General features: G+C 69.1%; 18 protein-coding genes. 10 read left to right on the top strand and 8 right to left on the bottom strand.

Annotated elements, in window-relative coordinates:
* Positions 1–4: 4 nt before the first annotated feature.
* Complete coding sequence (gene helR / locus ACWCPQ_RS02345; protein WP_449893798.1) at positions 5–2,209, bottom strand: RNA polymerase recycling motor ATPase HelR; 2,205 nt, start codon at positions 2,207–2,209, stop codon at positions 5–7.
* 444 nt (positions 2,210–2,653) lie between these two features.
* Positions 2,654–3,490 carry a helix-turn-helix transcriptional regulator gene (locus ACWCPQ_RS02340; protein ID WP_449893796.1) on the bottom strand — a complete coding sequence of 279 codons (837 nt, stop codon included), beginning with the start codon at positions 3,488–3,490 and terminating at the stop codon, positions 2,654–2,656.
* Positions 3,491–3,591: 101 nt separating this feature from the next.
* Here ACWCPQ_RS02340 and ACWCPQ_RS02335 point away from each other — a divergent pair, with 101 nt between their 5' ends.
* Positions 3,592–4,143: a YceI family protein gene (locus tag ACWCPQ_RS02335; protein WP_449893794.1), complete on the top strand. Its 552-nt coding sequence runs from the start codon at positions 3,592–3,594 to the stop codon at positions 4,141–4,143.
* Between the two features lie 179 nt (positions 4,144–4,322).
* Positions 4,323–5,096: a thioesterase II family protein gene (locus ACWCPQ_RS02330; RefSeq protein ID WP_449893793.1), complete on the top strand. Its 774-nt coding sequence runs from the start codon at positions 4,323–4,325 to the stop codon at positions 5,094–5,096.
* 9 nt (positions 5,097–5,105) lie between these two features.
* Here the strand turns inward: ACWCPQ_RS02330 and ACWCPQ_RS02325 are convergent, their stop codons facing one another.
* Together ACWCPQ_RS02325 and ACWCPQ_RS02320 are read right to left on the bottom strand one after the other, a co-directional pair.
* Positions 5,106–5,705 carry a phosphotransferase-like protein gene (locus ACWCPQ_RS02325; RefSeq protein WP_449893791.1) on the bottom strand — a complete coding sequence of 200 codons (600 nt, stop codon included), beginning with the start codon at positions 5,703–5,705 and terminating at the stop codon, positions 5,106–5,108.
* 83 nt (positions 5,706–5,788) lie between these two features.
* Positions 5,789–6,655, bottom strand: a complete 867-nt coding sequence (locus ACWCPQ_RS02320) for an SDR family NAD(P)-dependent oxidoreductase (protein ID WP_449893788.1) — start codon at positions 6,653–6,655, stop codon at positions 5,789–5,791.
* Positions 6,656–6,700: 45 nt separating this feature from the next.
* Between ACWCPQ_RS02320 and ACWCPQ_RS02315 the strand changes: the two genes are divergently transcribed.
* The 3 genes from ACWCPQ_RS02315 (at position 6,701) to ACWCPQ_RS02305 (ending at position 10,273) form a co-directional block, all read left to right on the top strand.
* On the top strand, positions 6,701–7,165 hold the full coding sequence (locus ACWCPQ_RS02315; RefSeq protein WP_449893786.1) for a MarR family transcriptional regulator: 465 nt from the start codon (positions 6,701–6,703) through the stop codon (positions 7,163–7,165).
* Between the two features lie 111 nt (positions 7,166–7,276).
* Positions 7,277–8,956 (top strand): dihydroxy-acid dehydratase, encoded by a 1,680-nt coding sequence (gene ilvD / locus ACWCPQ_RS02310; protein WP_449894383.1) that lies wholly within the window; start codon positions 7,277–7,279, stop codon positions 8,954–8,956.
* A 96-nt stretch (positions 8,957–9,052) separates the two neighbouring features.
* Positions 9,053–10,273, top strand: a complete 1,221-nt coding sequence (locus ACWCPQ_RS02305; RefSeq protein ID WP_449893784.1) for a cytochrome P450 — start codon at positions 9,053–9,055, stop codon at positions 10,271–10,273.
* A 24-nt stretch (positions 10,274–10,297) separates the two neighbouring features.
* Here ACWCPQ_RS02305 and ACWCPQ_RS02300 read toward each other — a convergent pair whose 3' ends face one another.
* From ACWCPQ_RS02300 to ACWCPQ_RS02290, 3 genes are read right to left on the bottom strand one after another with little or no spacing between them, the layout of a single operon-like run.
* Complete coding sequence (locus ACWCPQ_RS02300) at positions 10,298–10,660, bottom strand: hypothetical protein (protein WP_449893782.1); 363 nt, start codon at positions 10,658–10,660, stop codon at positions 10,298–10,300.
* Positions 10,661–10,693: 33 nt separating this feature from the next.
* Complete coding sequence (locus tag ACWCPQ_RS02295) at positions 10,694–11,944, bottom strand: hypothetical protein (protein WP_449893780.1); 1,251 nt, start codon at positions 11,942–11,944, stop codon at positions 10,694–10,696.
* Positions 11,928–13,280: an L-serine ammonia-lyase gene (locus ACWCPQ_RS02290; RefSeq protein WP_449893778.1), complete on the bottom strand. Its 1,353-nt coding sequence runs from the start codon at positions 13,278–13,280 to the stop codon at positions 11,928–11,930. The genes ACWCPQ_RS02295 and ACWCPQ_RS02290 overlap by 17 nt, the downstream gene beginning before the upstream one ends.
* A 92-nt stretch (positions 13,281–13,372) precedes the next feature.
* On the opposite strand from ACWCPQ_RS02290, the gene ACWCPQ_RS02285 reads away from it, so the two are divergent.
* The 4 genes from ACWCPQ_RS02285 to ACWCPQ_RS02270 are packed head-to-tail and all read left to right on the top strand — an operon-like array spanning position 13,373 to position 17,697.
* Positions 13,373–14,395, top strand: a complete 1,023-nt coding sequence (locus ACWCPQ_RS02285; protein WP_449893776.1) for an NAD-dependent epimerase/dehydratase family protein — start codon at positions 13,373–13,375, stop codon at positions 14,393–14,395.
* The gene (locus ACWCPQ_RS02280; RefSeq protein ID WP_449893774.1) at positions 14,395–15,462 is read left to right on the top strand and encodes a dihydrodipicolinate synthase family protein; all 1,068 of its coding nucleotides are present in this window, start codon (positions 14,395–14,397) and stop codon (positions 15,460–15,462) included. The genes ACWCPQ_RS02285 and ACWCPQ_RS02280 overlap by 1 nt, the downstream gene beginning before the upstream one ends.
* Complete coding sequence (locus tag ACWCPQ_RS02275) at positions 15,459–16,784, top strand: MFS transporter (RefSeq protein WP_449893773.1); 1,326 nt, start codon at positions 15,459–15,461, stop codon at positions 16,782–16,784. Before ACWCPQ_RS02280 ends, ACWCPQ_RS02275 begins: the two co-directional genes overlap by 4 nt.
* A 10-nt stretch (positions 16,785–16,794) precedes the next feature.
* Positions 16,795–17,697 (top strand): hypothetical protein, encoded by a 903-nt coding sequence (locus tag ACWCPQ_RS02270; RefSeq protein ID WP_449893770.1) that lies wholly within the window; start codon positions 16,795–16,797, stop codon positions 17,695–17,697.
* On the opposite strand, the gene ACWCPQ_RS02265 is transcribed toward ACWCPQ_RS02270, so the two are convergent.
* On the bottom strand, positions 17,673–18,584 hold the full coding sequence (locus ACWCPQ_RS02265) for a dihydrodipicolinate synthase family protein (RefSeq protein ID WP_449893768.1): 912 nt from the start codon (positions 18,582–18,584) through the stop codon (positions 17,673–17,675). The two genes, ACWCPQ_RS02270 and ACWCPQ_RS02265, sit on opposite strands and share 25 nt — an antisense overlap.
* Before the next feature lie 51 nt (positions 18,585–18,635).
* Here ACWCPQ_RS02265 and ACWCPQ_RS02260 point away from each other — a divergent pair, with 51 nt between their 5' ends.
* A complete protein-coding gene (locus ACWCPQ_RS02260) occupies positions 18,636–19,838 on the top strand; it encodes a M20 metallopeptidase family protein (protein ID WP_449893766.1) in 1,203 nt (400 codons plus the stop codon).
* The last annotated feature ends 3 nt before the right edge of the window (positions 19,839–19,841 follow it).

The raw sequence follows: 19,841 nt of genomic DNA, 5'->3' as shown, positions 1-19,841 counted from the left end.
ATGGTCACCGCACGAGTCGCGCGCCGCCGGCCGGTATCGGAACTCCGGGGTCGGTGAGTCCGCGCAGCGCCGCCGGCAGCGGTTGCCGGTGCAGAACGCCGAGGCGCTGGGTGGCGCGGGTGAGCGCGACGTACAGTTCGGCCGCACCGCGCGGGCCGTCGGCCAGAATCCGCTCCGGCTCGACGACCAGGACGGCATCGAACTCCAGTCCCTTGGTCTCCGACGCCGCTGTCGCGCCCGGGACATCCGGCGGGCCGATCACGACGCTGGTCCCTTCCCGGCCGGATTCCTCGTTCACGAACTCCGCTACGGCGGCGGCCAGCTCGTCGCCGGTGACCTGCCTGGCCCACGGTCGCACCCCGCAGGCGCGCACCGATTCCGGCGGCTCGACCCCGGGTGCGAACTCGGCCAGTACCGCCGCCGCGACGGTCATGATCTCCGCAGGGGTGCGGTAGTTCACCGTCAGCGACCGGTACACCCAGCGGCCCGGGACGTAGGGCTCCAGCATCGAATCCCAGGACCGCGCCCCGGCCGCCGATCGTCGCTGCGCCAGATCGCCGACCACGGTGAAGGACCGGCCCGGGCAGCGCCGCATCAGCACCCGCCAGTCCATTTCGGACAGTTCCTGCGCCTCGTCGACCACCACATGCCGGTAGGTCCAGTTCCGGTCGGCGGCGGCACGTTCCACGAGTTCGCGGGTATCGCGTTCGACGAAACGCTCGGCCAGGTCCTCGGCGTAGAGCAGGTCCTGGGCGAACAGATGGTCCTCGTCGTCCATCATGTCGGCGCGGTCGACCATGATGTCCAGGACACCCGCCGCGTATTCGGCTTCGGCCCGGCGTTCACGTTCGGCGGCCTGTTCCCCCGAATCGCCGCCACCCAGCAGATCCACCAGCTCGTCGAGCAGCGGTACATCCGATACTGTCCAGGCGGCGCCGTCGGTGCGGAAGAGTGCCCGGTCGGCCCCCGCCGCGGCCAGCCGTTCGGGGGAGCTGTACAGCGACGACAGCAGACCCTCCGGATCGAGTACCGGCCAGAGCAGGTCCAGCGCCCGAGCGAATTCGGTGTTCTCGGCGAGTTCGGCGATCAGGTCGCTGCGCAGGTCTTCCCAGGCTTCCTTGTCCGCGCGGCTGATCCAGCCGCGGCCGATCCGGGCGATCGCCCGCTCGGTGAGGACATAGGTGACGATCTCGCGGAACACCGCGCGGGCCGCGTTGTGCGGTAGCCCGCTCCCGCGCGCTTCCTCCCTCGCCCATTCGGCCGTCTCGGCGTCGATTCGCACCGTGATATCCGCGAGTTCGATCGGCAGCGGCCGCTCCGGGAGCCGCTGCCGATCGCTGATGGCTGCCGCGAGGATCTCCAGGATCCCGAGCGAACCCTTGATCTGCGCGGCCTCCGGCGCATCCTCGTCGGTCACCTGCAGGCCGGGGACGAGGTCACCGGCGGTCATGAAGACGACATCGGATTCGCCGAGCGAGGGCAGCACCCGGCCGATATGGTTCAGGAAGGCCGGATTCGGACCGACCACGAGCACGCCGTGCCGTTCGATGCGCTCGCGCTGGGTATAGAGCAGATACGCGACACGGTGCAGCGCCACCACGGTCTTCCCGGTGCCGGGTCCGCCCTCGATCACCAGCACTCCGGGGTGATCCAGCCGGATGATCTCGTCCTGCTCGGCCTGGATGGTGGCGACGATATCGCGCATCCCGTCCCCACGTGGCGCGGCGACGGCAGCCAGCAGCGCCGCGTCGCCGTGTTCCTCGGTGCCGGGCCGGCCCAGCACTTCGTCGGTGAACTCCACCACCCGGCGTCCGCGGGAGTGGAACTGCCGGCGCCGGCGCATGTTCTCCGGGCTGGCGGCGGTCGCGGTGTAGAACGCCCGCGACGCCGGTGCCCGCCAATCCAGCAACAACGGCTCGTACTCGTTCGCTTCGTCGAACAGGCCGATACGCCCGATATAGGAGGTCTCGCCGGATTCGGAGTCCAACCGGCCGAAACACAGTTTGTTGTCCGCCACGTCCAGCCGTTTCACCTCCTTGGCCAGTGCCCGGACCTCGGCATCGCGTTCCAGCAGCGTTGTACCGTTTCCACGCAACGCAGCACGATATTTCCCTTCGGCCAGCGCGCGTTCGGCATCCAGACGCGCGTAGAGCCCGTCCACATGGTGTCGTTCGGACCGCAGCTCGTCTTCGTACCCCTGTTCCGACATATGGCCTCACTTCGTTCGACGATCGCTGCCTCTGTACCGCGCCCCGGCCGCACTTCCCGGCTTCGCGCTCGACGATTCTGCGGCACCACCGGGGCCTTGCCGCAAGACCCCGGGTCCGCTATATATTGATTACGGAAAGGGCAGAAACTGTCCTGTGCTGCTTGTGCTCCGGTTGCCTCTCGGTCCGGTACGAATCCGAATGCCCGGAAATCTTTTCGATCGCTGCACGGGCCAGCTGGGTCGAAGGCGCTTCTTTCTGTGCGCTGACCAGCCTGTATTCCGTGACGGGACAGAGATGCCGCGGGCAGTCCCGTATCCGGGCCCGCCGCATACGAGCCGGTCGGGCCGCTGCCGGTCGGTTCGTATCGCCGGTCCGGCGCCGGTCGACTGCCGATCCGATCGCGCGCCCACCGTGATGCAACGCACTCCGGTGTCGCGGCGAGATCACTGCCCGGCGGCGCGTGGGGGTACCAGCCGTAGCGCCTGCGCCGATTCGGGGGCGCGGGCGACGAGCCAGACCACCACGCTCTGCTCGCTGCCGCTCTCCAGACTCTCGAACGGTACGTCCACCGCACCCAGGCCGGGATGGTCGAAGCGCAGCGTCGGGGTGACCGGGCGGCCCGGGCCCTGCGGACGCCAGCGGGTCGCGAACTCGGGGGTTCGGTGCAGTACGTCGATGGTCTCCCGCAGGACGGCATCGCCGGGCCAGCGCAGGCTCGCCCGGCGCAGTGTCTCGGCGAAGGTATCGGCGGCCTCGGACCAGTTGCGCAGCACCGTGCGCGCCATCGGATGCTGGTAGACGTAGCGGGCGAGATTCACCTCGTCCCGATTGTCCAACAGGCCCAGCGGGGTCACGAAATCCTCCCAGGCCGCATTCCAGCCGAGTACGTTCAGGCGCCTGCCCAGGACGAATGCCGAGGTCGGGGCGAGCGCCCGCAGTACCGCCTCGATCGTCTCCGGAACCTGCTCGGATTCATCGGCCGACTCCGGGCACCTGGCCTCGTGGGTGCTGGTGAGCGCGAGCCAGCCGAAGGTGCTGCGTTCGCGTTCGTCCAGCAGCAACGCTGTGGCCAGGGCTTCCACCACCGCGATCGAGGGATTGGTGTCGCGGCCCTGTTCGAGCCTGGCCAGGTAGTCGGCACTGACACCCGCGCGCACGGCGACTTCCTCACGCCGCAGCCCCGGGGTACGGCGGCGGCCGCCCGCGGGCAGGCCGAGGTCACCGGGTCGGAGTTCGGCGCGGCGTCTCACCAGGAACTCCGCGAACGCGTTACGGGCCATCTCCCCATCGTGCCCTTTTCCGGCCCGCGCAGCCGCGCCTTGTCAGGTCCAGGATAAAGGGGGTCTGGTAAACGGAACCCGCTCCCGTGAGGGTCGATGACATGACCACACCACCGGAAACCACCAGCTCCGCCCTCACCCTGCGCCCCGGCGACTGGGCGCTCGACACCGCGCACTCCTCGGTGGCCTTCACCGTCCGGCACCTCGGCATCGCCAAGGTCCGCGGCAGTTTCGGCCGCTTCGAGACGGAATTCGTCGTGGACGAATCCGGCGCCGCGACCATCGGTGCGATCGTGCACCTCGACTCGTTCGACACCGGCAATCCCGACCGTGACGCGCATGTTCGCACCGCCGACTTCCTGGATGTCGCCAACCGTCCGACGCTGACCTTTCGCGCCGCCGAGCCGGTCCGGGTCGCCGATTCGTTCACCGTGGCGGGGGAGGCCACCCTGGGCGGGGTCACCCGGCCGGTCGTCCTGGCCGCCGAATGGGGCGGGATCGGCGATTTCGGGCCGAACGGCGAACGCCACGCCGGATTCTCGGCGACCGGCACCATCAAACGGACCGAGTTCGGGGTCGGCGGCCCGTTGCCCGGGATGCTGAGCGATACCGTCGCGATCGAACTGGAGATCCAGCTCATCGAGCCGGAGTAGGCCGCTTTCGTACCGGACGCCGCCCGCCGGGCCGGGTGCACTCGCCCGGCCCACTCCGATGACCCACCCGTCCTTCGGTATCGGTCACTCCGGCGCCTATGCTCACTGTTCCGGCCCGCCGGGATGCCGGAGTGCCCGGTCGCCGGGACGATCCGGTCGCGAAGAGTGGGAGATACCCGGTGCCGAACGGAAACGAGCCGACTCGCTGGCTCCGTGCGCTGAATCCCGGCCACGGCGGATTTCCGGCGCTGGTGTGCTACCCGCCGGGCGGCGGCTCGGCCACGAGCTATCGGAGTCTGGCGGCGAGCTTCGGTTCCGGCCCGGCGGTCTACGCGGTGAAGTACCCGGGCCGACAGGACCGGATCGGGGAAGAGTTCGTCGCCACGGTCACCGGCCTGGCCGAACATATCGCCGCGGCCGTCGATTCGCTGATTCCCGGGAACCCGGTGCTGTTCGGCCACAGTATGGGTGCCACTGTCGCTTTCGAAACCGCCCGGCTGCTCGAGCGATCCGGGCGGACCGTCGCGGCGTTGTTCGTGTCGGGGCGCCCGGATCCGGCGTTCGCCGACCCGGGCACGCTGCATCGCGGGTCCGACGCCGATCTGATCACCGATCTCGAGCGGCTCGCGAACGATCCGTCCTCGGTCCGTATCCTGCGGGACGAGCCCGGACTCGCCGAGGCGGTGCTCCCGGCGGTGCGCAACGATTACCGCGCGGTCGAGACCTACCGGTACACGCCGGGAGACCGGCTGCGCTGCGATGTCTTCGCGCTGCTCGGCCGGTCCGATCCGACCACCACCCCGGAACAACTGGAGAAATGGGGCGACCATACGACGGGTCGGTTCACGGTCCGGTCGTTTCCCGGTGGCCATTTCTATCTCGACGAACACCACCGCGAGCTGGCGGATTTCATCACGGCCGAAATCGGGCCGGCCGCCGGGAGGCAGCAGTGAACACTGCTGTCAGCACACCGTGGATTCGCGCCGTAGCACGGCCCGGGCCAATTCGGCGGGAGTGCCGGTGGTCGTATCGACCACGGTGTCGTAGGGCTGACCGTGCTCGTGCACGGTGAGCAGATGTCCACGCGCCAAACCGATTTCGTGTCCGCGGTCGCGCTCTCGCCGCTCGGCCACCGACAGCGGGCAGCTGACGCGGACGAGTTGAACGTCCAGGCCGGTCAGCTCGTCCAGCCATATCGACAGCAGGTCCGGCGTCAGCAACATCTCGTCGACCACCAGATGATCGCCCCCGCGGGCGAAAGCGGCCGCCGCGGTGCACGCCGAGCGCAGCAGGCGACGCCCGGTCGGCCCGTAACGGATGACCACCAGCGGATGCCCGTCGGCGTCGTTGCCGGTCCGGTCGTACCAGAAGCCGTCGCGGCTGAGCGGGCCGTTACGCCCGCCGCCCCAGTTCGGTGGTACCAGGCCGAACAGCGTATCGATTCCCCAGTAGACGAACGGGGTATCGCTCTCGTCCTGGACGGCCCGGGCCAGGGTGGTCTTCCCGGCGCTCGAGGTCCCGTTGAGGAAAATGACCCGTCCCGGGGGCGCGGTGCTCTGCATTCGCCCAGGCTATCCAGTCGCCACCGGGGAGCCTGCGGGTGAGCACGTGGCCGGCTGTGGATATCCGAGCGAACGCCGGGGCCTCACATGCCGTGAGTGAACCGGCTGCTCCGCCCGGCCAGTGACCGGTCCGGCAGGATCGTATCGACCAGGGCCGCCATCCGGCCCAGCAGCGGGCCGACGTGTGGGGGCCGGTCGGTGAGGGTGCGGCAGACGACCTGTGCGCCCTGTTCCGGCGTCAGGGCCGCGGTGTCGCGGTACCGCGCGTTGGGCGCGATCATCGGGGTACGGACCAGCGGCATGTACACCGAGCTGAAATGCACACCGTCGGGCAGGGTTTCGGCGTGCAGGCTGGCGGTGAGCGAATCCAGCGCCGCCTTCGAGGCGACATAGGCGCTGTAGCCGGGACCGCCGAACAGGTTTGCCACCGACAGGATGTTGACGATATGCCCGGCCTTGCGTTCGCGCATACCGGGTAGCACCGCGAGCATCAGCCGCAGAGCGGCGAAATAGTTCAGGCGCATGGTGCGCTCGAAATCGTGGAATCGGTCGTAGGATTCGTCGAGCCGCCGCCGGATGGACCGGCCCGCATTGTTGATCAGGACATCCACGCCGCCGTGTTCGGTGAGTATCGCGGCGACGGCGGTATCGAGCGCGTCGAAATCGTTCAGATCGCAAGGGTGCACGGTCGCCCTGCCGCCGTTCGCGCGGATCTGCGCGGCCACTGCCGCCAACTCGGTTTCCCGCCGGGCTACAAGTGCGACCCGGGCCCCGGCCGCGCCGATACGTTCGGCGGCGGCCCGGCCGATCCCCGACGACGCACCGGTGATCAGCACGGTCCGCCCGGACACCACATCGGAAAGGCCGGGCCGGGAGCGCAGCCGGGGCAGACCGATATGGGTGTCCAGGCCGTGACCCACCTCGTAGAGCACGCGCGATATTCCATGCATAGTGATGGATCATAATTTATATGACTAGAGATGTATATTGCCGTGATGGATGCTGCCAGCCTGCACCTGGTCGCCCGACGGCTTCGGGCGATCGCGTTCGTCGCCACCGGCAACACGGGGCGCCGCCGGATACCGCCGAGCGAATACGCCGTCCTCGAAGACGTCGCGCTGCATCCCGGGTCTGCGATTCGCGATATCACCGAGCGGACCGCCATCACCCAGAGCCTGGTGTCCAGAATCGTCGCCCGGTTCCGCGACCAGGGCCTGCTGGCCACCGCGCCGGATCCGGCCGACGGCCGCCGCGTGCTGATCACCGTCGAACCCGGAGTATCAGAAGAGGTCTTCCAGGCGCGTGGCCGGGCGCCGATCGACCTCGCCCTGCGCAGCGAACTACCGCATCTGCCTCCGGAGGGGCGACTCCGGGTCGTCGAACTGCTCGACGAACTGGAGAGCCTCATCGGTACGACCGGAGCCGCTGCACACCGGAAGACCGGTGACCACGTGACGTGAAGATTTCGGGCCGGATCGCCGGGCACGACAGATCGCCGGGCGTGGTCCGATCGAGTTCGGGAGCGGTTGGAGGATGATGGCCCCGTGGCTTCTGAACCGAATGTTCCCGATATGAAACCCCGCAGTCGCGATGTCACCGACGGACTGGAGAAAACCGCGGCCCGCGGCATGCTGCGCGCGGTCGGCATGGGCGACGACGACTGGGGTAAGGCCCAGATCGGGGTGGCGTCCTCGTGGAACGAGATCACCCCGTGCAACCTTTCGCTCGATCGGCTCGCCGGTGGCTGTAAAGACGGGGTGTTCGCCGCGGGTGGATTCCCGATGCAGTTCGGCACCATCTCGGTCTCCGACGGTATCTCGATGGGTCACGAGGGGATGCACTTCTCGCTGGTCTCGCGCGAGGTGATCGCCGACAGCGTGGAGACGGTGATGCAGGCCGAACGGCTGGACGGGTCGGTACTGCTGGCCGGCTGCGACAAATCGCTGCCCGGGATGCTGATGGCGGCTGCCCGGCTGAACCTGGCGAGTGTGTTCCTCTACGCCGGCTCGATCCTGCCGGGTATCGCGAAACTCTCCGACGGCAGCGAACGCGAAGTGACCATCATCGATGCCTTCGAAGCGGTAGGCGCCTGTTCGCGGGGTCTCATGAGCCGTGCGGACGTGGACGCGATCGAGCGGGCCATCTGTCCGGGCGAGGGCGCCTGCGGCGGTATGTACACCGCCAACACGATGGCCAGCGCGGCCGAAGCGCTGGGCATGTCGTTACCCGGCAGCGCGGCTCCGCCCGCCACCGATCGCCGCCGCGACGGCTACGCGCGCCGCAGCGGCCAGGCCGTGATCGAACTGATCCGGCAGGGCATCACCACCGCCGATATCCTCACCTTCGAGGCGTTCGAGAACGCGATCGCGGTGGTGATGGCCTTCGGCGGATCCACCAATGCCGTACTGCACCTGCTCGCCATCGCGCACGAGGCCGGGGTGGATCTGAGCCTGGACGATTTCGCCCGGGTCGGCCGACGGGTCCCGCATCTGGCCGATGTCAAACCGTTCGGCCGGCACGTGATGACCGATATCGACCGGGTGGGTGGTGTTCCGGTACTGATGAAAGCGCTGCTCGACGCCGGGCTGCTGCACGGCGACTGCCTCACCGTCACCGGCCGGACGGTCGCCGAGAACCTGGCCGATATCGCGCCGCCGGACCCGGACGGCAAGGTCGTGCGCGCCCTGTCCGCGCCGATCCACCCGACCGGTGGTATCACCATCCTGCACGGTTCGCTCGCCCCCGGTGGTGCCGTGGTCAAATCCGCCGGTTTCGAATCCGATGTCTTCGAGGGCACGGCACGGGTTTTCGACCGGGAACGCGCGGCGATGGACGCCCTCGAGGACGGAACCATCGCGGCGGGCGATGTCGTGGTCATCCGGTACGAGGGCCCGAAGGGCGGTCCCGGTATGCGGGAGATGCTGGCCATCACGGCGGCGATCAAGGGTGCCGGGCTCGGCAAGGATGTCCTGCTGCTCACCGACGGACGGTTCTCCGGTGGTACCACCGGTCTGTGCGTCGGCCATGTGGCCCCGGAAGCGGTGGACGCCGGGCCGATCGCGTTCGTTCGCGACGGCGACCGGATCCGTCTCGATGTCGGCGCGGGCACCCTGGACCTGCTGGTCGATCCGGCCGAACTCACACGCCGCGGTGCGGGCTGGGAGCCGCTGCCCGCCCGGTACACCCGCGGCGTCCTCGCGAAGTACGCCCGGCTGGTGGGCTCGGCGTCCTATGGAGCCGTATGCGATTGAGGCCGTGTGCAATTCGGCATCGGCCCGAGTTCGATCGCGGTCGGCGGGAGTAGGCTCGGCACGGACGCTCCGAGACACCACGAACCGGGGGTGACCATGACGACGACAACTGCGAACACCGTGGCCGGGCTGATGTCCGCGCTGACCACACCGGCCGGGCAGGCCGACCCCTATCCGCTGTACCGGGAATTACGCGAACTCGGCCCCGCCGTCCACACCCCGGACGGGACGCTCGTGGTCAGCGGCTATCGGCTCGCCGCCACCCTGTTGCGGGATCACCGACTGCGCAAACGCCCGGAAAACGGTCTCGCCGCAGCCGGTTTCGCCGACTGGCGGGATCGTCCGGGGTTGCGGCTGATCTTCACCAGCATGCTCGTGCGCAACCCGCCCGATCACACCCGGCTGCGCCGATTGGTTTCGGGCAGTTTCACGGCCCGGCGGGTGGCCGGGCTGCGCCGGGCGATCACCCGGACCGTCGATCGGTTGCTCGGTGACCTGGCGGGTGCCGGCCCGGTGGATTTCGTCGAGGCCTTCGCGTTTCCGCTGCCGGTCACCGTGATCGGCGAACTGCTCGGCGTACCCGAAGCCGATCGGCTCCGCTTCCAGCCGCTGGTCCGGGACTGGGCCGGAGTGCTCGACCTCCCCGACGGTCCGGGCGTCGCCAGGGCCGACGCCGCGGCCGTCGAGATAAGCGACTATCTGCGCGATCTGGCCGATCGGCGGCGGCGCGAACCGCGTGACGACCTGCTGTCCGCGCTGGCGGTTCCGGCCGCCGACGGCGCGCGCCTGGACGACGACGAACTGGTCACCATGGCAGCCCTGCTCTTCGCCGCCGGTTTCGAGACGACCACCGGGCTGCTCACCAACGGTCTGGTCGCGCTGCTCGACCATCCGGACCAGGCGGCGCTCCTGCGGGACGACCTCGGGCCGGCCGTTCCGGCCGTGGAGGAACTGTTGCGTTACGACTCACCGGTGCAACTGCTCACCTCCCGGACCGCGCCGGAGGAACTGCGGAGCGCGGGGCTCACCCTGCCGGCCGGGCAGCGCGTCGTCGTACTGCTGGGGGCGGCCAATCGGGATCCGGAGGTCTTCCCCGAGCCGGATCGGTTGCGCCTGGACCGGCAGGACGAACCGCCGCTGTCGTTCGGCGGCGGTGTGCACTACTGCCTCGGCGCACCGCTGGCCCGGTTGGAGGCGCAGATCGCCTTTCCCGCACTGCTGCGGGCCTTCCCGGACCTGGCGCAGGCCGGGCCGGCGGTCGCGCGGAAAGGTTTGGCCTTGCACGGACCGACCGTCCTACCCGTCACCACCGGGTAGAGACCGCGCCGTTCTCGTCTCGGGCTACCAGCTGCCGAGCTCTTTCACGTTCCACGACAGGCTGATCCGCGGTTTGGTCTGCAAGGTGATCGCCTCATCCGTATAGTCCGGGGGCCAGAGTCGCAGACCCTCGTAGTCGGCCGGCCCCCGGACCACGGTCAACCGATCCAACCGGCGAATACGGCCCAGACGAGTATGTTCGTGCTCGCCCGCGTAGAGGCTGATATACGCCTCGCCGGCCGTCGGGTCGAGCGAGAACGAGACGGCCTGGTCGCCTCGGGCCAACCGGAAGGAAAACAGTCCGACGGGCCACTCGAGATCATCGAACTCGCGTGTCGGTTCGGCCTCGAAGAGCCAGATGAGTTCGGCGAGCTCGGGAATCTCCATGCGCAGACGGTAGCGGTGCCGCGGCAGACCCCGCTACGCCTCCAACCGGACCGCGTAGCGCACCGCCGGGCGCCCCGCACCGCTACCGACGGTCCCGACCGGCTGCGCCAGACCGGACCGTTCGAGCTGTTTCAATGTCCGTCGCGCCGAGCGCGGTTCGATGCCCAGCGCGGCGGCGATATCCGCGGCGGTGACCTCGCCGCCGGGGTGGGCGGCGACCGCGGCCTCGAGTTTGACCAGCGTCGCCCGGGACAGCCCGGCCCGGCGGGCCGCCACGTGCAGGCTCACCGGTTCCTCGGTCCGGGCGGGATCGGCCTCGGTCTCGGTGATCACGAAATCGCGTCCGGAACCCACCGAGACGATCGCCGTGAAAGGTCCGGCGGTACGGCATCGTTCGACGGCTCGCCGGGCCAGCGCTTCGGCGTCGGCCGCGGACCGGCCGACGCCGAACCCGATCCGTACCCAGTTGTGCCGTCGCGAGAGCTGTTCGAGCAGCGGCATGACGGTCCAGTCGCAGGTGTGCTGGGCCAGCAAACCGCGGGTGCTGACCAGGACATAACCGGCCGGGCCGACCGGGAACAGGCTCCCGGCCAATGCGCGGATATCGGCGGCCAGCGCGTCGTCGGGTTCGGGCAGCTCGATCATGCCGAGGACGACCTGGGCGTCGGAGGAGATCCGGCCCGCCAGTTCCATCGTCACCGTTTCGAGCGCGGTGCGCACGGAGGCGATCGCCGGGGCGAGGCGAATCGTGTAGACGTCTTCCCGGATCAGTTCGTACACCGACCGGACGCAGGTGATGGCCACCGCGCCCGGATGCGTGCGGGCATGGTCGCGGTGGAACTGCGCGAAGCGCCGCACGTCGATTCCCCTGCGGTATTCGGCGGTGGCGATATCGGCGGTGGCGATCCCGACATGGGAGAGGCTCTCGACCACCAACGGGCGGGCCAGCGTATCGATGGAGATACGCGCCGGATCGTGCCCGGCCGACATGAGTTCCACCAGCGCGCCGTAGAGGGTGGCGCCGGTGTAGTCGATATAGGCGGCGGGCACGGTGAGGGCCCCGGCGGCCTGGGCCAGCGTATAGGGTATGACGCCGGTGAACAGCAGCGCGTCCACATCGGGACCGGCCGTGATCACCTCCACGGCCTGCGCTTCGTGGCGGTAGGTCAGCGGTACGACGCGGTGGTCGGTGAACTCCAGCGCGGCAACACGTTTGACCAGGGATACCAGATCCGACGGCCCGACCACACCGATCCGGTAGGCGTGTTCAGCATTCGACGACATTGACGGCGAGGCCCCCCATCGATGTTTCCTTGTATTTGGACTGCATATCCGCTCCAGTCTCGCGCATCGTCCGGATGACAGTGTCCAGGCTGACCCGATGGGTGCCGTCACCGGCCAGGGCGATGCGGGCGGCATTGATGGCCTGGACGGCCGCGACGGCATTGCGTTCGATACACGGAATCTGCACGAATCCGCCGACCGGGTCGCAGGTGAGCCCCAGGTTGTGCTCCATCGCGATCTCGGCGGCGTTCTCGACCTGAGCGGGCGTACCGCCCAGGACCTCGCACAGGGCCCCGGCGGCCATCGAGCACGCGGACCCGACTTCACCCTGGCAGCCGACCTCGGCGCCGGAGATGGAGGCGTTGTCCTTGTACAGGGCGCCGACGGCCGCGGCGGTGAGCAGGAAGCGCCGGATTCCGGCGGTATCGGCGCCCGGGACGAAACGGTCGTAGTAGTGCAGTACCGCGGGCAGGATGCCGGCCGCCCCGTTGGTGGGGGCGGTGACGACCCGGCCACCGGCGGCGTTCTCCTCGTTGACGGCCATGGCGTAGGCGTTCACCCAGTCCAGCCGGTGCAGCGGATCGGCACCGGCGCCGGTGGACACGAGTTTGCGGTACAGGTCCGGGGCGCGTCGGCGGACGGCCATCGGGCCGGGGAGTCGTCCGTCGGTGCGCAGGCCCGCGGCCACGCATTCGCGCATGACCGACCAGATGCGATCCAGGCCCGCGGCGATATCGGCGTCCGGCCGCAGCGACCGTTCGTTGGCCAGTACGAGATCGCTGACGGGCAGGCCGGTTTCGGCCGCCCGGGCGAACAGTTCGTCGCCCGATCGGTACGGGTACGGCACGACGACCCGGTCCGGGGGCGCGGGTGCCGCCGCGGCGTCGGTGACGAATCCACCGCCGATCGAGAAATAGGTCCGTGTGATCTGTCCGCCGTCGGTGTATTCGGCGGTGACGGTCATGGTATTGGGGTGTCCGGGATGCCGGGTCGATCCGTCGAGTACCAGGTCCTCGCCGGTGAAGCGGATCGAATGCCCGCCGGGCAGATCGAGCTGTCCGGTCGTGACGACCGCCGTGTGCAACCGGGCCGGGAGGTGTGGGTCGACGGTTTCCGGATCGGCGCCGTGCAGGCCGGCCAGCACCGCCGCATCCGATCCGTGCCCGCGGCCGGTCGCGCCGAGCGAACCGTACAGCGCAACGCGTATTCGGCGGACCCGCTCGATCGTGCTTCCGAGTTCGGATACGAACATCCGCGCGGCCCGCATGGGCCCCACGGTGTGCGAACTCGACGGTCCGATACCGATCGAGAACAGGTCGAACACGCTCACTGTCACGGTCCGGTGGCTCCTTCCTATTGCGCTTTGCCCCACACTCGCTCATTATTACGGTCCTGACCGAAATAGTACAGCCGAAGAAGGGCGGATAGATGTTCGCGGATGAGAAGGAGCTCGAGCACGAGCTCGCCCGTCCGGGCTCGGGGCTTGTCGCCGAAGTCGCTGACTGGGAGAACGATCTGATCGTCCTGGGTGCGGGCGGGAAGATCGGGTCCGGAGTGGTCACAATGGCTCGGCGCGCGCTGGACGAGGCGGGTCGGAGCGAGGTGCGGGTGTTGGCGGCGTCGCGCTGGACCGATGAGGGGTCCAGGGCGCGCCTCGAAACCCTTGGCATAGATACGGTCATGACCGATTTATCGGATCCGGCGGCGGTGGACGCGCTTCCGGACGCAGGCAGCGTCGTTTTCCTGGTCGGTGCGAAATTCGGCACCGCCACCGATACCGACGAAGCCTGGATGACCAACACCGTGCTACCCGCCTATATCGCGCGCCGCTACGCGCAGTCGCGGATCACCGCCCTGTCGACCGGGAATGTGTACCCGCTGACCGCCCCGATGACAGGCGGTCCGGTGGAGACCGACGAGACCGGGCCGATCGGTGAATACGCCATCACGTGTCGCGGCCGGGAGCAGGTCTTCACCCACGGTGCCCGCACCCGCGGCACCCCGGTGGCGCTGGTCCGGCTGAACTACGCGTGCGAACCCCGCTACGGCGTGATCGCCGATATCGCCCGCCGGGTGCACGCGGGGGAGCCCGTCGACCTGTCGATCGGCGCCGTGAACGTGGTCTGGCAGCGCTACACCAACGAGGTCGTGCTGCGCACCCTCGGCCACGCCGATACCGACCCCTTCGTACTCAACCTGACCGGTCCGGAAACCGCCTCGGTCCGGGCGATCGCCACCCGACTCGGCGAGGAATTGGGCATCCCCCCGGTTTTCACCGGGACGGAAGGCGAGACGAGCCTGCTCAGCAACGCCGGCCGATGCCATGCGCTCTTCGGCTATCCGGACCGCACGCTGGGCGAACTCATCCGGATGCAGGCCGACTGGATCGGCGCGGGCGGACAACTGTGGAACAAACCCACCAAATTCGAGCGACGGGACGGGAAGTTCTGATGCGCAGGCTTCTACCCGAGGCCGAGCGCACGCTGCTGCATCGGGGCACCGTCATCCCGGCTCATCCGCTCGCCCTCGACCACACGCGCACTCTCGACGAACGCCGCCAGCGTGCGCTCACCCGCTACTACGTGGACGCGGGTGCCGGTGGGATCGCGGTCGGTGTGCACACTACCCAGTTCGAGATCCGCCGCCCCGAGATCGGTCTGCTGCGGCCGGTTCTCGAACTCGCGGCCGAGGAAATCGACGCGCGCGTGGGCGACCGGCCGTTCCTCCGCATCGCCGGTGTCGCCGGGCCCACCGACCAGGCGGTGGCCGAGGCGGAACTGGCCCGCGAGCTCGGGTACGGCGCGGTGCTCGTCTCACCCGGCGGCCTCGCCGACCGGGATCTCGACTATCTCCTCCACCGCTCCGCCGCCATCGGCGAGGTATTGCCCGTCATCGGGTTCTATCTGCAGGAAGCGGTCGGCGGCCGGTATCTGCCGCGGGACTACTGGCGGCGGCTGGCCGACCAGGAATCCACCGTCGCGGTGAAGGCTGCGCCCTTCGACCGGTACCGGACGCTGGAACTGGTCCAGGGCATCACCGACTCGGAGCGCGGCGACGAGATCGCGCTCTACACCGGTAACGACGACAATATCGTCGCCGACCTGCTGACCCCGTACGATCTGCCCGGTCCGGACGGCCCGGTGACCAGGCGCTTCGTCGGTGGTCTGCTCGGGCATTGGGCGGTCTGGACGCGCGCCGCGGTAGAACTGCACGAACTGGTCGGCAAGGCATGGTCGGGCGACGAATCGGCGCGGGTGCGCGCGCTGTCGCTGGCGGCGGCGGTCACCGACGCCAACGCCGCGGTATTCGATGTGCGCAACGATTTCGCCGGCGTGATCGCGGGGGTGCACGAGGTGCTGCGGCGCCAAGGGCTGCTGGCGGGTACCTGGTGCCTCGACCCCGACGAGACCCTCTCCGACGGCCAGGCCGCCGAAATCACTCGAGTCTCCGCAGCGTACGAATGGTTGCGCGCCGAGGACGGCTTCATCGCCGCCGGATCAGAAGGATGGATGTCATGAGATCGACCGCAGTAGAGGCGCCCGCGTTACCGGGAGCCGGGCAGGACAGCCGGGCGAAGAAGGCCGTGTTCGGGGCCTGGCTCGGCTTCTACGTCGACCTCTTCGATATCTACCTGCCGGTGATCGTGCTGGCACCGGCTTCGGTGTACTTCCAGGCGACCGGGGTGTCGGCGGGAACCACCGCGCTCATCAACGGATCGGTGTTCGCCGCGACCCTGATCGGCCGGCCCTTGGGCGCGATGTTGTTCGGGCATTTGGCCGACAAGTTCGGGCGGCGCCGGATCACCGTCGTCTCGGTGACCGGTTTCGGTGTGACGACCATGGCGATCGGCTTGCTGCCGGGCTACCAGCAGATCGGCATCCTCGCCGTGATCCTGTTGATCGCGCTGCGGTTCATCGACGGTGTGTTCCTCGGCGGCGAATACACCTCTGCCACCCCGACCGCCCTGGAGCAGAGCGCGAAGGGCCGCCGCGGACTCAACGGCGCGATCATCTCCACCGGATTCCCGCTGGCCTACTGTTCGATCGCGCTGATCACGCTCGGTCTGCTGCAGATCATGCCGGCGCAGGGTATCGATTCGGCGTATGTGCAGTGGGGTTGGCGTATCCCGTTCTTCGTGGGTGCGGTGCTGTCGGTCGGTTTCGCGATCTGGTACGCGCGCAATGTCGAGGACAGCGAGGAGTGGCAGCAGTCGGAGAAGGTGAAGACTCCGCTGCTGGAACTGTTCAAAGGCCGGTCCGGTCGCGACTTCCTCCAGGTCTTCGTCCTGACGACCGGCCTGTGGTTCACCAGCTATATGCTCACCACCGTCCTGCCCGGTCTGATGAAGAGCGAAGCGGAACTCAGCCCGAATGCCACCACCCTGGCGCTGGTGATCGCGAACGCGATCGTGGTGGCGGTCTACATGGGCAGTGGTCTGCTGTCGCAGAAGGTCGGCCGCCGGCCGATGCTCATCACCGGCGGTCTGCTGTGCATGTTCGTGGCGCCGGTGCCCTACACCCTCATCGCGTCCGGAAATGTGCGGACCTTCGGTACCGTACTCGCCCTGCTGATCTCGGTCACCGTGCTCATCAGCGTCCCGTGGGGATGTCTGACCACCTATCTGACCGAGCGGTTCACCCTCGGCGTCCGGGCCTCGGGTTACGGACTCGGGTATTCGCTGGGCATGGTGATCCCCGCGTTCTACGCCTATATCCAGAGCGGGCTGTCGTCGTTCATGCCGTTGCCGTACACGGCGGTGGTACTGCTGTGCTTCGGTGGACTGCTGACCGTCGTGGGCGCGGTACTCAGCCCGGAGACCCGGGATGTCGATATGAAGTGAAGGAGATCGCATGCGGATCGGTTTCGCCGGAGTGGCCCATTCACACCCCTTCAGTGACGCGCGCAACGCGCGGACGCTCGGGGCGGCGGAACTGGCCGTCTGGGATCCCGACGACCACTCCCGGCGCGCGGACTTCGCCCGGGAGTGGCAGGCGACCACGCACCGGAGCCTGGCCGCACTGCTGGACTGGGCACCCGATGTGGTGATCGTTACGCCACGTCCGCACCGGATAGCCGCGGTCGTGTCGGCGGTGCTCGATCGCGGTATCGCGTGTTTTCTCAACAAGGTTGCGGCGGCCGATCCGGCCGGGCTGGCCGCGCTGGACGCGGCGGTCGGCGACCGGTCCGGCCGCTTCCTCACCAGTTCGGTGCTCCGGTTCGCACCCGGGATCCGGGCGCTGGCCGCGGAACTCGCCGGTGCCGCGCCGATCGCCGCGCATATCTCCGTGCGGCACGGTATCGACGCCTTCACCACGACCGCCCGCCGCTGGCAGGACGACCCGGCCGAAGGCGGTGGAACCGCCGTATCGATGGGACTGCACGCGTGGGAAATGCTCGATACCGTCCTGGGTCGGGAGGTCACTCCGCTGGGCGGGGTGACCTCCCGGATCGCGGGCAGCGCAACGATATCGGAGAATGTGGTCGCATTGCACGCCGTCGCGGCGGGTGGGATTCCGGTGAGTGTCGATATCGTCGGCGCGGGCACCGGAGAGTGCTACGAGGTGGTGGTGCACACCGAGTCGGGGATCCGGCGGGTCGTCCTGGAACAACCCGACAGCCTGGGGTACCTCGACTGTCTGCGGTCGGTCCTGGCGATGGCATCGGGTTCGCCCACGCCGGTCCCGTGGCCCCGGAGCCGGGCCGTGGTGCGGACCACGCTGGTAGCGGCTCAGCGAGCTCGGACCGGCGACTGATCGACCGTGAGCGCCCGGTGGACGGCGAGCACCCGTGCTCGTTCGTCGCCCGGGAGGGCCGGTGCGTAGGGGTCGGTGAGCAGTTCGGGGGGTATCAGGCCCTCGGCGCCGGCGATCCAGGCCATCCGCTGCACATACCCGTCCATCGGCTCCTGGAAGGTGGTGGCCGCGAGCGCGTCGAGCCGCCGGGTCGCCGCCAGGAACGCGGGCAGATCGTTCTCGGTGAACGTATCGAGTACCGCGCGTGTGACATCCACCGCGGCCGCGGCGATACCGACGAGCGCCGCCTCCGCGCCCCAGGTGAGCGAGGCGCCGAACATGCGGTCTTCGCCGGTGACGGCGAGTTTGCCGTGGGCGCGGACCAGGGCGATCCGGTCCTGACAGGCGATCGCGTCGGACAGCCGGGCGAGTTTGACCGCCGCCACCGCCGGATGCGCGACGACGGCGGCGAAGGCATCCTCGGAATACGGCGCCGTGTAGAGATCGAAACCGATCAACGGAAGCCCGCCCGCCTCCCAGAGCCGATCGAGCCGGCGCCGCACCGATCCGGGATCACCCGGCGCCGGAAACACCAGGACAGCTTCGGCGCCGGCGGCCGCCGCGTCCCGGGCCTCGTCGGCGTTCACGACACCGGCGACCGTCGCGGCGCCCACGCGTCGCGCCGCCCCGAGCAGTTCCGCGCGGACCCCGGCGGACAGATGCGGACCGCGGCCGGTATGGGCGGCGATGGCCAAGCCGTCGGCCCCGCCCGCGACGAGAGCCCGGAAGTAACTCTCCGCGAACTCGGGCCGCGCCCGGCCGGTGGAATCGAAAGGTGTGGCCGGAGCCGCGTAGAGGCGACCACGTGCGGCGGCGGCCCAGTCGCGAGCTTTCCCGAACCATTCCATGCCGCCAACCCTATCCATTCCGGACCGATCGTCCCCGAACAGGAGTGACCGATGACCGTTTCGATTCCCGATCCGATCCTGTTGCGTCGCGAGCTGCACCGCAACCCGGAGGTCGGCACGGAGTTGCCGTGGACCCAGGCGCGCATCCTGCGCGCACTCGAGGGGCTCGGCCTGGAAGTGTCCACCGGTACGGCGGTCACCTCGGTCACCGCGGTGCTGCGCGGTGGTCCGGTGTCCGGGCCCACCCGTCCGACGGTCCTCATCCGGTCGGATATGGACGCGCTGCCGGTCGCCGAATCGACCGGGCTGGAATATGCCGCCACCAACGGCGCCATGCACGCCTGCGGTCACGATCTGCATATGGCCGTGCTGGTGGGTGCCGCGCACCGGCTCGCCGCCCGCCGGACCGAACTGGCCGGGGACGTGGTTTTCGTGTTCCAGCCCGGCGAGGAGAATTGGGGCGGGGCGCTGGCGATGCTGGCCGAGGGCGTACTCGAGGCGGCGGGCCGCCCGGCCGATGCCGCCCTGGGGCTGCACGTCTTCTCCTACGATCTGCCGCACGGGGTCTTCGGAATGCGCCGCGGCCCGATGATGTCGGGTTCGAATACGTTCACCGTGACGTTCGCGGGCAGCGGCGGACACGGTTCGGCACCCCAGACGGCCCGCGATCCCATCGTCGCCGCGGCGGAATTCGTCTCCGCGCTCCAGACGGCCGTCACCCGGACCTTCGGCATGCTGACGCCGGTGGTGGCCACGGTCGGCCGGATCAGCGGTGGCCACAGCGGTAACGTCATCCCCGATACTGCGCAGGTCAGCGGGACCGCGCGGGCCTTCACCGCGCAGGATTCGGCTCGGCTGCGGGCCTTGGTGGCCCGGGTGGCCGACGGCGTGGCCGCGACTCACCGGGTCGAGGCCACGGCCGAACTGACCGAGGTCGCGATTCCGACGGTCAGCGCGGACGCGGAGGCCGATTTCGCGATCGCCGCGGCCCGGCGGTTGTTCGGGGCGACGGGGGTCGAGGTGATGGACCAGCCCTGCACCGCCTCGGAGGACTTCTCCTGGTTCCTCGATCGGGTGCCCGGCGCCTTCGTACTGCTGGGCGCCTGTCCGCCCGGCCGCGACCCCGGGACCGCGCCGTCGAACCACTCACCGTTCGCCGTTTTCGACGATGCGGTCATCGAGCAGGGTATCCGCTTCGAGACCGAGTGGGCGATCGCCCGGCTGGCCGCGCTCGATCGCCGGAGCGCCCGGTGATCA

It is taken from the genome of Nocardia sp. NPDC001965, from assembly GCF_053594175.1.
Note: the sequence above shows the minus strand (reverse complement) of the source record. Positions and strands in the feature narration are given on the sequence as shown.

Coding starts and splice junctions, on each gene's coding strand:
- ACWCPQ_RS02320 (WP_449893788.1), bottom strand. CDS start 6,655: ATGCATGGAATATCGCGCGTGCTCTACGAGGTGGGTCACGGCCTGGAC.
- ACWCPQ_RS02275 (WP_449893773.1), top strand. CDS start 15,459: ATGAGATCGACCGCAGTAGAGGCGCCCGCGTTACCGGGAGCCGGGCAG.
- ACWCPQ_RS02265 (WP_449893768.1), bottom strand. CDS start 18,584: ATGGAATGGTTCGGGAAAGCTCGCGACTGGGCCGCCGCCGCACGTGGT.
- ACWCPQ_RS02335 (WP_449893794.1), top strand. CDS start 3,592: ATGACCACACCACCGGAAACCACCAGCTCCGCCCTCACCCTGCGCCCC.
- ACWCPQ_RS02315 (WP_449893786.1), top strand. CDS start 6,701: ATGGATGCTGCCAGCCTGCACCTGGTCGCCCGACGGCTTCGGGCGATC.
- ACWCPQ_RS02325 (WP_449893791.1), bottom strand. CDS start 5,705: ATGCAGAGCACCGCGCCCCCGGGACGGGTCATTTTCCTCAACGGGACC.
- ilvD (WP_449894383.1), top strand. CDS start 7,277: ATGAAACCCCGCAGTCGCGATGTCACCGACGGACTGGAGAAAACCGCG.
- ACWCPQ_RS02260 (WP_449893766.1), top strand. CDS start 18,636: ATGACCGTTTCGATTCCCGATCCGATCCTGTTGCGTCGCGAGCTGCAC.
- ACWCPQ_RS02270 (WP_449893770.1), top strand. CDS start 16,795: ATGCGGATCGGTTTCGCCGGAGTGGCCCATTCACACCCCTTCAGTGAC.
- ACWCPQ_RS02300 (WP_449893782.1), bottom strand. CDS start 10,660: ATGGAGATTCCCGAGCTCGCCGAACTCATCTGGCTCTTCGAGGCCGAA.
- ACWCPQ_RS02285 (WP_449893776.1), top strand. CDS start 13,373: ATGTTCGCGGATGAGAAGGAGCTCGAGCACGAGCTCGCCCGTCCGGGC.
- ACWCPQ_RS02295 (WP_449893780.1), bottom strand. CDS start 11,944: ATGTCGTCGAATGCTGAACACGCCTACCGGATCGGTGTGGTCGGGCCG.
- ACWCPQ_RS02280 (WP_449893774.1), top strand. CDS start 14,395: ATGCGCAGGCTTCTACCCGAGGCCGAGCGCACGCTGCTGCATCGGGGC.
- ACWCPQ_RS02340 (WP_449893796.1), bottom strand. CDS start 3,490: ATGGCCCGTAACGCGTTCGCGGAGTTCCTGGTGAGACGCCGCGCCGAA.
- ACWCPQ_RS02305 (WP_449893784.1), top strand. CDS start 9,053: ATGACGACGACAACTGCGAACACCGTGGCCGGGCTGATGTCCGCGCTG.
- helR (WP_449893798.1), bottom strand. CDS start 2,209: ATGTCGGAACAGGGGTACGAAGACGAGCTGCGGTCCGAACGACACCAT.